At 70.1% G+C, this 13601-nt stretch carries 12 protein-coding genes; 10 read left to right on the top strand and 2 right to left on the bottom strand.

What is annotated here, in order from left to right:
- Window positions 1-86: 86 nt before the first annotated feature.
- A complete protein-coding gene (locus ACFWZ3_RS09175; protein ID WP_439707432.1) occupies window positions 87-872 on the top strand; it encodes a Crp/Fnr family transcriptional regulator in 786 nt (261 codons plus the stop codon).
- Here ACFWZ3_RS09175 and ACFWZ3_RS09170 read toward each other — a convergent pair.
- Both ACFWZ3_RS09170 and ACFWZ3_RS09165 read right to left on the bottom strand, forming a co-directional pair.
- Window positions 812-2836, bottom strand: coding sequence for a PAS domain S-box protein (locus ACFWZ3_RS09170; RefSeq protein WP_439707431.1), 2025 nt, complete (start codon window positions 2834-2836; stop codon window positions 812-814). The two genes, ACFWZ3_RS09175 and ACFWZ3_RS09170, sit on opposite strands and share 61 nt — an antisense overlap.
- A 4-nt stretch (window positions 2837-2840) precedes the next feature.
- Window positions 2841-3587: a response regulator gene (locus ACFWZ3_RS09165; protein ID WP_439707430.1), complete on the bottom strand. Its 747-nt coding sequence runs from the start codon at window positions 3585-3587 to the stop codon at window positions 2841-2843.
- 226 nt (window positions 3588-3813) lie between these two features.
- On the opposite strand from ACFWZ3_RS09165, the gene ACFWZ3_RS09160 reads away from it, so the two are divergent.
- The 9 genes from ACFWZ3_RS09160 (at window position 3814) to ubiT (ending at window position 13588) form a co-directional block, all read left to right on the top strand.
- Window positions 3814-4260 (top strand): CBS domain-containing protein, encoded by a 447-nt coding sequence (locus ACFWZ3_RS09160; RefSeq protein WP_439707429.1) that lies wholly within the window; start codon window positions 3814-3816, stop codon window positions 4258-4260.
- A gap of 155 nt (window positions 4261-4415) precedes the next feature.
- Window positions 4416-4619 carry a dodecin family protein gene (locus ACFWZ3_RS09155; protein ID WP_439707428.1) on the top strand — a complete coding sequence of 68 codons (204 nt, stop codon included), beginning with the start codon at window positions 4416-4418 and terminating at the stop codon, window positions 4617-4619.
- Between the two features lie 52 nt (window positions 4620-4671).
- Entirely contained in the window at window positions 4672-6042 is a 1371-nt protein-coding gene (locus ACFWZ3_RS09150) for a phosphoribosyltransferase family protein (protein WP_439707427.1), read from the top strand.
- A 307-nt stretch (window positions 6043-6349) separates the two neighbouring features.
- Window positions 6350-7720: a tyrosinase family protein gene (locus ACFWZ3_RS09145; RefSeq protein WP_439707426.1), complete on the top strand. Its 1371-nt coding sequence runs from the start codon at window positions 6350-6352 to the stop codon at window positions 7718-7720.
- Between the two features lie 160 nt (window positions 7721-7880).
- A complete protein-coding gene (nirK, locus tag ACFWZ3_RS09140) occupies window positions 7881-9407 on the top strand; it encodes a copper-containing nitrite reductase (protein ID WP_439707425.1) in 1527 nt (508 codons plus the stop codon).
- A 211-nt stretch (window positions 9408-9618) separates the two neighbouring features.
- Window positions 9619-10812, top strand: coding sequence for an alginate export family protein (locus ACFWZ3_RS09135; protein ID WP_439707424.1), 1194 nt, complete (start codon window positions 9619-9621; stop codon window positions 10810-10812).
- A gap of 400 nt (window positions 10813-11212) precedes the next feature.
- Complete coding sequence (locus ACFWZ3_RS09130) at window positions 11213-11458, top strand: DUF2249 domain-containing protein (RefSeq protein WP_439707423.1); 246 nt, start codon at window positions 11213-11215, stop codon at window positions 11456-11458.
- Window positions 11439-12683 carry a hypothetical protein gene (locus ACFWZ3_RS09125; RefSeq protein WP_439707422.1) on the top strand — a complete coding sequence of 415 codons (1245 nt, stop codon included), beginning with the start codon at window positions 11439-11441 and terminating at the stop codon, window positions 12681-12683. The genes ACFWZ3_RS09130 and ACFWZ3_RS09125 overlap by 20 nt, the downstream gene beginning before the upstream one ends.
- Window positions 12680-13588, top strand: a complete 909-nt coding sequence (ubiT, locus tag ACFWZ3_RS09120) for a ubiquinone anaerobic biosynthesis accessory factor UbiT (RefSeq protein ID WP_439707421.1) — start codon at window positions 12680-12682, stop codon at window positions 13586-13588. Before ACFWZ3_RS09125 ends, ubiT begins: the two co-directional genes overlap by 4 nt.
- Window positions 13589-13601: the final 13 nt, after the last annotated feature.

Genomic DNA, 13601 nt, shown 5'->3' with positions numbered 1-13601 from the left:
ACCGTTACACAGCGTTGCGCGGCGGTCGTCATCCGCTGGCGGTGGCGGGTTACGGTGGAACCATCACCCGCCCCGGGGAGACCGCCATGAACGCTCTCGCCATCCACGCCCCGATGCCGGCCGGAGAGCCCGTGCAGCAAGTCATGGCCTCGGCGGGACCGATCGACATCCAGCAACTCTCGCACCACGTGCAGGTCATGCGGCGCAAGGTCGCGCCGGGCCAGCACGTTTACCGGGCAGGACAGCCCTTCCACGCGATTTACCTGGTGCACGCGGGGTTTCTCAAGACCTGCGAGTTGTCCGAGGACGGCCGTGAGCGGGTGACCGGCTTCCGCATGCGCGGCGACCTGGTCGGCGTCGAGTCCATCGGCCTGTCCCGCTACGCCTGCGACCTGGTGGTGCTGGACGACAGCGAGCTGTGGGAGCTGCCATACCCGCCGGTGTTGCAGGCCTGCCTGCAGATGCCCGAGCTGCAGGTCCGGTTGACCGCAGCGCTGGCGGCGGAAATCCGCAGTGACCGCGCCTGGATGCTGGCGGTGGGCACGCTCACGGCCGAGCGGCGCGTGGCCGCGTTCCTGCTGGACATGGCCGAGCGCCACCTGCGGCTGGGTTTCAGCGCCCACCATTTCCTGCTGCGGATGGGGCGCGCGGATATCGCCAGTTTTCTGGACATCAAGCACGAGACGGTGACCCGCGCCCTGTCGAAATTCGACCGGCTGCAATGCATCGAGGTGCGGCGTCGCGAGATCCGCCTGCTCGACACGGACGGCCTGCGCCGCATGGCCGGGCAGGGCGCCCGTCCACTGAAAGGTCAGCCGGGCCGCCCCTCCAGCGCCTGCGCCAGCGCCTCGCCCAACTGCTCGCGCCGGTAAGGCTTGCGCAGCAGGCCGACGCCGCCCGGCAACGCTTCATCCGTGCCGTCAGTCGTGCGCTCGTAGCCGGAAGTCAGCAGCGCGGGCAGGTCCGGGCGCAGGCGGCGTGCTTCGCGCACCAGCTCGAAGCCGTTGGTGCCGTCACCCAGCGCCACGTCCGAGAACAGCAAGCGGATGCCGTGGTCGATGCGCAGCAACGCGAGCGCCTGTGCCGCATCGCCGGCCTCAAGCGTGTCGTAGCCGAGCGAATGCAGGAAGCGCACGGCGACCTTGCGCACGCCCGGCTCGTCCTCGACCACCAACACCCGTGTGTGCCCCGGGCTGACGCTGCCGGGGGTGCGCGCCTCGCCGGCGTCTTCCTCTTGCGGTGCGGTCGGCAGCAGGATTTCCACGCGCGTGCCGCGGCCGGGCTGGCTGCCGATCACGACGCGCCCGCCCGACTGCCGGACGAATCCGTAGACCATGCTCAGGCCCAGGCCGCTGCCCTTGCCGGCATCCTTGGTGGTGAAGAACGGCTCCAGCGCATGGTCGAGCACCTCCTGCGTCATGCCGGTGCCACTGTCCTCGACCAGGAACGCCACGTACCGGCCCGGCGGCAGGGTGCCCGATTCGCCGGCGCCGATCTCCCGCACGCGGGCGCTGATCCGCAACAGGCCACCCTCGGGCATCGCGTCGCGTGCGTTGATCGCCAGGTTGACCAGTGCCGTCTCCAGCTCCCCCGGGTCGGCATACACGGCCGGCACGCCATCGGCGCAATCGAGTTCCACGTGGATGCGTGCGCCCAGCGTGCGTGCGAGCATGTCGCCCATGTCGTCCAGGACCAGTTGCGGCCGCACGCCGCGCGGGGTCAGTGCGCGCCGGCGCGAAAAGCCCAGCAGCTTGCGGGTCAGGTTGATGCAGCGGTCGATCGCGCGCGCGGCGCCGTCGATCAACTCGCGTGCATCGGTCACGCCGCCGTACTCGGCGTCCAGGATCTGCAGATTGCCGGAGACGACGGTCAGCAGGTTGTTGAAGTCGTGCGCGATGCCGCCGGTGAGCTGCCCCAGCGCATCCAGCCGTTGCGCGTGGGCGAGCTGCTCCTGGCTGCGACCGCGCATGACGGCCGCGGCGAGCATGTTGGCCGCCAGTTGCAGGAAGGCCAACTGGTCGTCATCCCAGTCGCATGGTTCCCGGTTGAGCGCGAGCAGCGCGCCGGTGGCCTCGTGTCGATCGAGCAGCGGCACGATCGCCGCATCGGCCAGGCCGTGCGCGGCGAGTGTCGCGCGCAGGACCGGCAGGCCCACGGCATCGTCCGAAAGCGTCCATGCGCCCTGGGCGCGCCGTTCGCCCAGGCGCACGACCAGGCCGTCGCGCGCGAACGCATCGCCCAGCGCGTCGAGCACGTCGGGCGCGAGGCCGCAGGCCGAACGGATCGGCAGCGCATTGCCGCCAGGCAGGCCCACCGCCACGGCGACGGCGTCGACGCCCAGGGCCTTGGCGATCAGGCCAGACACCGCCACGCGCAGCGATCCGCCGTTACCGGCCTCGAGCACCAGCCGGCCCAGCTCGGCGAGGTAGCCGTCGCGGTGCGCCCGCCGCAGCGCGTGTCGTGTCCGCTGGGTTTCGGAGATGTCGCGGATGGAGGCGGCATAGCGCCCGCTGCCGACCGGGCTGAGCGCGATCTCGATGGGAAACGTGCCGCCATCGCGCCGCACGCCGTTCAGTTCGTAGCCCGCACCCATCGGACGCACGCGGGGATGGGCCATGTAGTCGGCGCGATGGGCGGCATGCGCGCCGCGCACGCCTTCGGGCAGGAGGTTTTCCACGCGCAGGCCGAGCAGCGTGCCCGCGTCGTAGCCGAACAGCCGGTCCGCCTGCGGGTTGGCAAGCACGATATCGCCGGCCTCGTCGACGACGACCATGGCGTCCGGCGCCGTCTCGAAGAGCGTGCGGTACAGGTCGTGGTCGGCGCGATGCGATGGCACGGCATCACTCCTGGCGCACCGCGTCGCTGAAGATGTAGCCGGCGCCGCGCACCGACTTGATCAGCACCGGCGCGGCGGGGTCCGGCTCGATCTTTCGCCGCAGGCGGCCGATCTGCACGTCCACCGCGCGGTCGTAGGGACCCGAATCGCGGCCGTACAGATGGTTCATCAGTTCGTCGCGCGAAAGCACCCGGTTGGCGTGGGTGACCAGCACGCGCAGCAGCCCGAACTCGCCACTGGTGAGCGGCACGGCATCCCCCGAGGGTGCGAGCAGGGTGCGGCTGTCCAGCTCCAGGCGGTAGCCGGCGAAGCGGTAGACCGCCGGCCGCGACATCGCCTGGCGCGGTCGCTCGGTACGGCGCAGCACGCTGCGGATGCGCGCCAGCAGTTCGCGCAGTTCGAAGGGCTTGGTCACGTAGTCGTCGGCGCCCACTTCGAGCCCGACGATGCGGTCGACCGAGTCGCCGCGGCCGGTGACGATGATTACCGGTCCGTGCCAGTGTTCGTGCAGGTGACGGGTCAGCTCCAGGCCATCCTCGCCGGGCAGGCCCAGGTCCAGCAGCACCAGGTCGATCATGTCGGTGGCCAGCCGCGCGAGCATCTCCTGGCCGTTGCCGACTGCGCTCACCTGGAAACCCTGGGCACCGAGATAGCGCTTGAGCAGCGCCCCCACTTCGGCGTCATCGTCGACCACCAGCAGGTGGGCCTGCCGGAGAAACACCCCTTGCTTGTCAGGGTCCTGTGTCGACACGAGAGCCCCATCGCATGACTGGTAGGCGTGGGAATTGCCAGAAACCGGAAGGCCCGCGGCCCCCCTCCACGACGCAAACCTGCCGGCTATATACCAGAGAAGCTCCACGCGCCGCGCGAAGGCGATCGAGGCTATGCCAGGGCCCGCGCGAGTTGATCCTGATCAATCGGCCGCGCTCGCAAGCCTCCATCCTGTGTCACCAGCAGCGGCTGGGCGGGAAGACGCCATGCGTGCAATCGACATCGGTACCCGGCGCGTCGTCCAGGCGGACGCTTCGGCGACGGTGAGCGAGGCCGCCGGCATCATGCGCCGGCATCAGGCCGGTTGCCTGGTGGTGACGCGCGAGCAGGGCGGCCGGCTGGAACCGGTCGGTATCGTCACCGACCGCGACCTGGTCACGCGCTGCATCGCCGCGCATTTCGATCCGGCAACGACCCCGCTCGAATGCGTCATGTCCGCGCCGCTGCTGCGTTGCCTGCCGGACGCCTCGATCGACGAGGTGGTGGATATCATGCAGCAGAAGGGTGTGCGCCGGCTTCCACTGATCGACGCCGCCGGCACGCTCGCCGGCATCGTCAGCATCGATGACCTGCTGGTCGCCCTCGCCGAACTGGTCGAGCGGATCAACCAGACGCTCAATGCGCAACCGACGCTCGATCGGGCCTATCTCTAGCCGTCTGCGTGCCCGCCCAGGGCTTGCACTGCCGCCAGGGCGGCGCCTGGCCTGCCAGTTGATCGGGATCAAATCCGCGTCTGCCCGACGATCTAGGGTGGATGCAGCGGCGCCGGTCGGTCCGGGCCGCAGCCACCCGCGCCGGAGGATGCGTCATGAGCGTTGCCAAGGTCATCGAAATCATTTCCGAATCACCCGACAGCGTGGAAGATGCCGTTCGCCTGGGCTTGGAGAAGGCCGCCAGGACGCTCGATGGCATCAAGGGCGCCTGGATCAGTGAGACCAAGGTCGTCACCGGCCCCGACGGCGGCATCACGGCCTGGCGCGTGTGCATGCGCGTCAGCTTCGTGATCGGTTGAATGCTGTGGCTGGCAAACGCCACCGCTGATGGTGGTGGACGGAGGCGCCCTCATGAAGGGTTTTCTCGCATCCCGTAACCGACGCTTCGCCGACCGTCGCGACGCCGGCCGGCAACTGGCCCAGGCCTTGGCCGTCTACCGCGGGCAGCATCCGCTGGTACTGGCGATCCCGCGCGGCGGGGTGCCGGTGGCAAGCGTCGTCGCCCAAGCGCTGGATGGCGACCTCGACGTGGTGCTCGTGCGCAAGCTCGCATCGCCCGCCAATGGCGACGTGGCCATCGGCGCGGTCGACGAGCAGGGACGCATCCAGCTCACAGGTCGGTCGGCCGTGGCCGGCGCGGGCATGAGCTATGTGCGCGCCGAGGCTGCGCGGCAACGGGCGGTGATCCGCAAGCGTCGCGCCCTCTACAGTCCGGATCGCCCGCACGCCGATCCCACCGGCCGCCTGGTGATCGTGGTCGACGATGGCCTGGCAACCGGCGCGACCATGCGTGCCGCGCTGGACGCCGTGCGCCAGCACCATCCGGCCGCGCTGCTGGCGGCCGTGCCGGTGGCGGCGCCGGACAGTCTGGAAAACCTGGACGACCTCGCCGACGACGTGATCTGCCTGCATGCACCTGCGCACTTCCGCGCGGTTAGCTCGTTCTACGAGGACTTTCATCCGGTAACCGACACCGACGTGGTGCGCGTCCTGTCGACCCCGCCGCGGCCCAGTGCCGGGCTGCCGGTGTCCCGGCCGGCGGCGTTCGACCTGCCGGACGCAAGCCTGTCGGGCGACCTGGCGATGCCGCCGCATGCGCGCGGACTGGTGATCGTCGCCCACGGCAGCGGTGCCGACCGCGACAACCCGCGCGACCGCGTCCTCGCGCAGACCCTGCAGCGGGCGGGCCTGGGCACCTTGCTGATCGACCTGGTGACGGTGGACGAGGAGCTCTCGCGCACGGTCGCGTTCGACATCCCCACGCTGGCGGACCGGCTCGCCGCGGTAGTCGCGAAGTTGCACCACGACCCAGCGCTGGCGACGCTGCCGCTGGGCCTGGCCGGCGACGGGACCATCGCGAGCGCCGCACTGGCGGTGGCCGCACGGCGCCCGCGCGATATCGCCGCAGTGGTCACGCGCAGCGGGCGCCCCGACCTTGCCGGCGCGGGCACGCTGGCCCGCGTCACCGCGCCGACCCTGCTGATCGTCGCGAGTGAGGATCGCCCGTTGCTCGCGCTCAATCGCGCTGCGCAGCGCCGCATCCGCGGCAAGAACGAGCTGGTGGTCGTGCCCGGCACGACATCGCTGTTCGAGGAACCGGGCGTCCTGGAAGCGGCCTCGAAATTTGCCCGCGACTGGTTCGCCCGCTGGCTCGGCGCCCGCGCCCGCCCGCCGCGCAGACGGCCGACCGGCGGACGGGGCGCCGATCGCCTCGCCAGCTAGGTGCACGCCCGGACGGGTCCGTCCCCCTGGCCGCCACGGCGGGCGGCGCATCCACGCGCGAATCGCCACGCTGGGCGCCGGTCGAGAGAGCGCTGCGTCCGTACGGCGCCCGCCCCCGTTCCTGCGCCGCCTGCTTCGTGCAGTCGAGTCCCTTCACGACTCCGCGCCCATCAACGCGCGGCCGGTTGACGTGCATCAACCCCGGCCCACGCCACCGCCCTAGCGTCCTGTTGCCCGCCTGACCCGCGAGGCGACCGATGGCTTCGGCGCCCCCGCGCCGGGAGCCCGCATCGAAATGGAGGACATGATGATCACCCGGAGACAGTTCCTGCAGGCGTCGGCTTCGCTGGCGCTGGTGTCCACGCTCCCGCGCCAGATCCCGGCCGCGACCAGCTTGCGTACGCGGCCCTCGTGGCCGCAATTTCGCGATGGTCCGTTGTACCCGGCATTGCTTGGCGCGATCGCAAAAATGCGCGCCAACACGAACAGCACGAGGCCGGGCAGCTGGGCCTACTGGACCAACGTGCACGCGACCTTCTGCCCGCACGGCAAGCCGCATTTCCTCGCCTGGCATCGCGGTTTCCTGGCGCGCTTCGAGGCGCAGCTGCGCAAGGCCTCGGGCAACAGCGCGCTGGTGTTGCCTTACTGGAACTACTACGAACATCCGTTCGTCCCGGCCGAATTCCGTGATCCCAGTTCGCCGCTCTACCTGCGCAACCGCACCGGTACGGACGTTTCCGGGGCGTGCACCTTCGGGGCGTTCGACGCCAGCCTGACCCGCTTCCCGCGGGGCAAGCCCAACGCCTTCGAGCCGGCGGTCGAAACCGCGCCACACAACGGCGTGCACAACCTGATCGGCGGCACCATGGACAACATCGCCGTGTCACCGCGCGATCCCATCTTCTGGCTGCACCATGCGAATCTCGATCGCCTGTGGGAAGCCTGGGTGCAGGCAGGCGATGGACGGCACATGCCCGCCACGACGGCCAGCTACTGGTCCGGGTCGTTCTCCTACGGTGCCGCGGTGGCGGCAGTGAGGCGGGTCGACACCTACGCTCCCGACATCCTCGGCTATCGCTATGACGACACGACCTTGCCGGTGGCCCAGTCGTACCCGGCGGCCGCTCCCTTGCCGCCGATCCAGCAGGCCATCGCCGTGCCGCTGCCGGCGCAGGGCGCGTCGCTGGGCGGCGCAGGCGGGCTGGCGCTGGGGCCGCAGTCGACGCGTGTGTCGATTGCGCTGACCGCGGACGGGCGCAACCGCGTGCGCAGCCTGGCCACGGCCGACGGGCGGGCGGCCTCGCCGACGGGCGATGCGCTGCGGATCGTGCTCGACGGCGTCGCCCTCACCGCAGCGGGCGGGCAGGGCGGCTACTTCTACAAGATCCTGCTGAACCTGCCGGCCGCGGGCCTGGCGCAACCGGAGCAGACCTACCTGCTCAGCACCCTCGGCCCCTTCGAGATCAGCGTCGCGCGCCATGCGCGGATGATGGCCGGCGGCGGCATGGCGGCCATGCACGCGCCGGTGCGGATCGTCATCCCTGCGCAGGACGTATTGGGACGCATCTGGCCCGAACCGCTGGATGCCCTCACGCTCAGCTTCGTGCGCGTCGACGCCGGCGGCGCACCACGGGACGATGCGATCGTCATCGACCGCCTGTGGGTGGAGGCCGACTGAGCACGTTTGGCCACGTCCCGCCGGGTCGCTGCGCCCGGCGGGAGCGGACGGTGTGGCAGGCTGACGCACCACCCGCTTTCCTGTGGCGCGCCTGACGCAAGTCAAGCGCGGGTGAAGGCCCAAATCTACGCTGGCGCCGAAACCACAGGAGACACACCCCATGTCACGAATGCTGTCCACCGTACTCGCGGCCGCCAGCATGCTGGCCCTCGCCGCCTGCTCCGGAAAGCAGGCCGCCGATGCGGCCCTGTCCGCCAGCCCCGCGGCGTACGCAGCCCCCGCGCCGCTGTCCGCGCCGACCGACTTCGGCCCGCCGCAGGGCGAGCCGATCCACGCGGTGCTCACCAGCCCGCCGAACGTGCCGCCGCCGATCCACCGCAACTATCCGGCCAAGGTGATCGTCGAGCTGGAAGTGGTGGAGAAAGAGATGTCCATTTCCGAGGGCGTCAGCTACACCTACTGGACCTTCGGCGGCACCGTGCCGGGCAGCTTCATCCGCGTGCGCCAGGGCGACACCGTCGAGTTCCATTTGAAGAACGCGCCCGACAGCAAGATGCCGCACAACATCGACCTGCATGGCGTCACCGGCCCCGGTGGCGGCGCGGCGTCCAGCTTCACCGCGCCGGGGCACGAGTCGCAGTTCAGCTTCAAGGCCTTGAACCAGGGCATCTACGTCTACCACTGCGCCACCGCGCCGGTCGGCATGCACATCGCCAACGGCATGTACGGGCTGATCCTGGTCGAGCCGCCGGAGGGTTTGCCGAAGGTCGATCACGAGTACTACGTGATGCAGGGCGACTTCTACACGACCGGCAAGTACCGCGAGAAGGGCCACCAGCCGTTCGATATGGACAAGGCCATCGACGAGAAGCCGACCTACGTGCTGTTCAACGGCCACGAAGGCGCGCTGACCGGCGACAAGGCGCTGACCGCGAAGGTTGGTGAATCGGTACGGCTGTTCGTCGGCAACGGCGGTCCGAACCTGGTGTCCAGCTTCCACGTGATCGGCGAGATCTTCGACCGCGTGCAGCAGGAGGGCGGCCTGCATCCGCAGGAGAACGTGCAGACCACGCTGATCCCCGCCGGCGGTGCGGCCATCGTCGAGTTCCACACCGACGTGCCCGGCAGCTACGTGCTGGTCGATCATTCGATCTTCCGCGCGTTCAACAAGGGTGCGATGGGCATCCTCAAGGTCGACGGTCCGGAGAACAAGGCGATCTACTCGGGCAAGGAGGTCGACTCGGTCTACCTCGGTGATCGCGCCGAACCGAACCTGCACGCGGTAACCACCGCCGCCAAGGCCGGTGCCGCCGGCACGCTGAGCAAGGAAGACCAGGTCGCCGCGGGCAAGCAGTTGTTCACCGGTACCTGTTCGGTCTGCCACCAGGCCAACGGTGAAGGCCTGCCGGGCGTGTTCCCGCCACTGGCCAAGTCGGACTACCTGGCCAAACAGGACAAGAACCACCTGATCTCGATCCCGCTCCATGGCCTGACCGGCAAGGTCACGGTCAACGGCAAGGAGTACGACTCGGTGATGCCGCCGATGTCGCAGCTGACTGACGACGAAGTGGCGAATCTGCTGACCTACGTGCTCAACAGCTGGGGCAACCCGGGCGGGCAGGTGAGCAAGGACGAGGTGGCCAAGGTCCGCGCCCAGCCGGCCCCGGCGCCGACCGCGGAGCACTGATCGGCGCCGCATCCACAGGACAAGGCCGGCGGCACAACGTTCGCCGGCTCTTCTTGAGGTGGCCCCGTGGCCGCCTCTTTTTTTGGTCGATTCGAATGGACGCCTAGACGTCCGCGGCGGGTTGACGCACCGCCCCGCCTGCTTGACGTCCGTCAATCCGTGCAACCGTCGCGCTGCCGACACTGCACGCATTTCCCAAGGAGCGACATCCATGCACACGCGTCTCGCCACTGCCTGCCTGCTGGCCCTCGCCAGCGCCCCGGCCTGGCCCGCCGACACGCCCGCCCCGCTGCAAGTGGAGTGGGATGCGCGCGCCCGGCACGAGCAGGTCGACAACGACGCCTTCGCCCGCGACGCGCGAGCCGACACCCTGCGGCTGCGGCTAGGCCTGCGCGCCCAGTTCGGCGCGGGCTTCAGCGGCTACCTCGAAGGCGCCGGCGTGGCGGCCGCCGGCGGCCACTACAACAGCGGCGCCAACGGTCACACGCAATACCCCGCCATCACCGATCCGAAAGGCAGTGAGCTCAACCAGGCCTATCTCGCCTGGCAGGGCAACCGGCTCGGTGCCATCGCCGGCCGCCAGCGGTTGCTGTTCGACAACCAGCGTTGGGTCGGCAACGTGGGCTGGCGCCAGCATGAGCAGACTTTCGATGCCGTGGCGCTGAGCTGGCAACCCGCCGCCGACTGGACCGTGCGCTACGCCTGGCTCGACCGCGTGCATCGCATCGCCGGCCGCGACGCGATCCTGCCCACGGCACGCGAGCGCAAGCTCGACACGCACCTGCTCAACGCGGCGTTCAAACACGGCATGCAGCAGTGGAGCGGCTACGCCTACCTGCACGAAGACCGCGACGTCGCCACGGCGTCCAGCGCCACCTACGGCGCACGCTGGAGCGGCAAACCGGCGGCCGATGGCTTCGGCTGGACGCTGGAAGCGGCGCACCAGACGGAACACGCCAACAACCCCGGCCATTTCTCGCACGCCTACTGGCTGGCCGAACCCGCGTGGACCGTGCATGCCATCACCACAAAGCTCGGCTGGGAACACCTGGGTGGCAACGGCCGCCATTCTCTGCAGACCCCGCTGGCCACGCTGCACGCCTTCAACGGCTGGGACGACCAGTTCGCGGTGACACCCGCCGGCGGCCTGGAAGACCGCTATGCCGCGGTCAATGGTGCCTTCGGCCCGCAGGCCCGCATCGGTTGGACGCTGGCCTGGCACGACTACCGTGCCGACCGCGGTGGCCGCTATGGCAGTGAGTGGAACGGCTCGCTGGGCTACGCCTTCAGCGCAGCGATCAATGGCCTGCTCAAGCTCGCCAGCTATCGGGCCAATGGCTTCGGCCGCGACGACACCAAGCTGTGGCTGCAGGTGGAGTGGAAGGGCGTGCAGGCGTTGCGCTGAAGCTGCTGCCTTGAACTCGCCGCTCTGAAGCCCTTTCCCCTGCGGGGAGAGGGTTTGGGTGAGGGTCCGGACTCGCGGGGAAGGTCAGTAGTGCGTGGCCTCGCAGGTGGATGGTCGCAAGAGCGGCCCCTCACCCCAGCCCTCTCCCCGGAGGGGAGAGGGAGCCAAAGCGCGCAAGCTTCGGTTCGCGCGTGAGGAAGGAGCCAAGCGAGCCAACTCTGAAGCCCTCTCCCCTCCGGGGAGAGGGTTTGGGTGAGGGGCGAGGCTCGCGGGGAAGGTCAATAGTGCGTGAGCTCGTAGGTAGATGGCCGCAAGAGCGACCCTCTCCAAAGGATGGAAAGCCGGCTGCGTTGACCTGTGTCAGCGCATCCCCCGTCACTCGCGCGGTCCAATGACTGTCATGACCCCACCCATCGAACTCGACCTGCGTCATCTGCCGCCACCGCAGCCCATGCAGCACGCGTTGGACGCCGCCGATGCGCTGGCCCCCGGCGAGCTGCTCACCATCGTCGCGCCGATGCTCCCGCGTCCGTTGCTCATGGAACTGGCCCAGCGCGGCTTCGACGCCGAGCCGGGCGAGCCACAATCCGATGGCAGCGTGCGCGTGCAGATCCGTCGTCCGGACGATGCCGAAACTTCGGCTTGACCAGGCGCCGCCGGCCACGCTGCCGCTGCGCTTCCTGCTCGCCATGCCGTGCTGGGGCGTGGCGGGAGCCGTGCTGTTGCTGGCCGACGGCGATGCCGCGCTGCTGACGCGCTGGCATCCGGCCACGCTCGCGCTGGTGCACGTCTGGACGCTCGGGATACTCGGCAACGCGATGTTCGGCAGCCTGTTGCAGTTCCTGCCCGCGGCCGTCGGCGCGCAGCTGCGCGGCTGGCAGGGCGTGCCGGCGTTGCATGCGCTGTTCAACCTCGGTGTACTGCTGCTGGTGGCCGGGCTCTACACGCAGGCGCGCTGGCCGATGTTGGCCGCCGCCATGGCGTTGCCAGCCAGCTTCCTCTGGCTCGGCACGATGACGATTCCCGGCCTGTTGGCCATCGCCGGCGAGCGACTGCTGCGCGCGGGCATCGGCCTCGCCCTCGGCTTCGGCATGCTCGCCGCGCTGGCCGGCAGTGGGCTGGCGTTGTTGCTGGCCAGGCGCATCGCATGGCCGCTGGTGGCGGTGGATGCGCACGCAGGCCTCGGCATCCTCGGCTGGATGGTGCTGTTGCTGGCGACCGTTGCACGGGTGGTCATGCCGATGTTCCAGGGCGCCGGCAGCGTGCCGTCGCGTGTCCAGGCCATCTGGCTTGCGGTGGTCGCGACGGGTTTGCTCGCGGCGGTGGTTGCGCACCTGCGTTACGCAGGCGATCGCACGCTGCCCTTGGCGATGGCGGCCGCCGGCGCCAGCTTCGCCCTTGGCGCGCTCTGGCTGCAGCGACGCGTGCCGCGTGCCCGCCAAAACGCCCTGTTCCTGCATTGGCGCGTCGGACTCCTCGCCCTGGTGCTCGCTGCGCTGGCCCTCGCCGCGGGGCAGGGGATGGTCGCCGGCGCGCTCGCGCTGGGCGTCGGCCTGCCAATGCTGGTCGGCGGCATGGCGTTGGAGATCGTGCCGTTCGTCGACTGGATCGCACTGCGCCGGCGCGTGCCGCGTGGCGTGCAGTTGCCCGGCGTGCAGCGCCTGTTGCCGGACGCGTCCAAGCGCCGTGCGTTGCTCGCGCATGGCGCCGCCGCTCCGTTGCTGGTCGCGGCCGTGTTGTGGCCGATGCCGTGGCTTGCGCGACTGGCCGCCCTGGGACAGCTGGTCGCCTGGAGCGTCCACGGTCATGCGCTGGCGAGCGCTTTGCTTGCTGGCCGCGCCTTTCTCCGCCGCGTGGCGCCGCACGCGTGAGCCGCAGACGACAGGACGTGTTCAGCCCGCCTTCGATCCGCGACGCATTGGAGGGCGGGCTGAAGCCCGCCCTACGGGAGGCGTCCCGCTTCGCCGTGGCCCGCACCCGTGCGGCGATCGATCGGGTGGACGACGGCTTGCTGGTGCTGCTCGCGGCGCGCCGCCGACTGGTCGGCGTGGTGGCGCGACTCAAGCCACGCGCCGGCATCCCATCGCGCGATCCACAACGCGAGCACGCCGTCCGGCAACGCGCCCAGGCCATGGCCCAACGCCTGGGCGTGCCGTCAGCTACCGCGACGCGGCTGCTGGACCTGGCCATCGGCGATGCCTGCACGCAGCAGGGCCTGGCGGTTGACCTGGATCAGAGCGGGCCCGACGGTGCGCCGGTCATCCTCGATGGCATGAACCTCGACCTTGCCCGCGCCGCGCCGATGCTGCGCCTGCTGCCGCCGCCGCGACACCTTGCCCCCTTGCTGCGCGTGGTTCCGGCGCGCTGGCAGCACGCACTGCTTGAACGCGCGATGGCGCGCGTGCTCGCCGCGCCGCTGGCCGAACACGCGCTCGACTTCATGGCCGGCCGCCGGCTCGGCATCGAAGTCACCGACCTCAAATTGCGTTGGGTGCTGACCCTGTGCGAAGGGCGCCTGGTGGTGATCGACGACACCCCTGAGGCCAGCGTGCGCGGCAGCGCCACCGACCTGCTGCTGCTCGCCAGCCGCCTGGAGGATGCCGACACGCTGTTCTTCCAGCGCACGCTGGTGCTCACCGGTGACACGGAGCTCGGCCTCACCGCCCGCAACCTGCTCGATCGCCTGCCGTGGGAATCGGTGCCGCTAGGCCTGCGCATCGCGCTCAACCGCGGCGCCCGTCTTGCCCGTGCGGCGCGCGACGCGCACCACGCCTGACCCCCACAAGGAT

Origin of the sequence: Frateuria sp. GZRR35 (genome assembly GCF_051900415.1) — a bacterium.
Lineage (GTDB): Bacteria > Pseudomonadota > Gammaproteobacteria > Xanthomonadales > Rhodanobacteraceae > Frateuria_A.
The sequence above is the reverse complement of the archived record's forward strand: the minus strand, read 5'-3'. Positions and strand labels throughout refer to the sequence as shown.

What these genes read in the sequence shown, in the direction of transcription:
- ACFWZ3_RS09175 (WP_439707432.1), top strand. Translation starts at nt 87, where the DNA reads ATGAACGCTCTCGCCATCCACGCCCCGATGCCGGCCGGAGAGCCCGTG.
- ACFWZ3_RS09160 (WP_439707429.1), top strand. Translation starts at nt 3,814, where the DNA reads ATGCGTGCAATCGACATCGGTACCCGGCGCGTCGTCCAGGCGGACGCT.
- ACFWZ3_RS09155 (WP_439707428.1), top strand. Translation starts at nt 4,416, where the DNA reads ATGAGCGTTGCCAAGGTCATCGAAATCATTTCCGAATCACCCGACAGC.
- ACFWZ3_RS09150 (WP_439707427.1), top strand. Translation starts at nt 4,672, where the DNA reads ATGAAGGGTTTTCTCGCATCCCGTAACCGACGCTTCGCCGACCGTCGC.
- ACFWZ3_RS09145 (WP_439707426.1), top strand. Translation starts at nt 6,350, where the DNA reads ATGATCACCCGGAGACAGTTCCTGCAGGCGTCGGCTTCGCTGGCGCTG.
- nirK (WP_439707425.1), top strand. Translation starts at nt 7,881, where the DNA reads ATGTCACGAATGCTGTCCACCGTACTCGCGGCCGCCAGCATGCTGGCC.
- ACFWZ3_RS09135 (WP_439707424.1), top strand. Translation starts at nt 9,619, where the DNA reads ATGCACACGCGTCTCGCCACTGCCTGCCTGCTGGCCCTCGCCAGCGCC.
- ACFWZ3_RS09130 (WP_439707423.1), top strand. Translation starts at nt 11,213, where the DNA reads ATGACCCCACCCATCGAACTCGACCTGCGTCATCTGCCGCCACCGCAG.
- ACFWZ3_RS09125 (WP_439707422.1), top strand. Translation starts at nt 11,439, where the DNA reads ATGCCGAAACTTCGGCTTGACCAGGCGCCGCCGGCCACGCTGCCGCTG.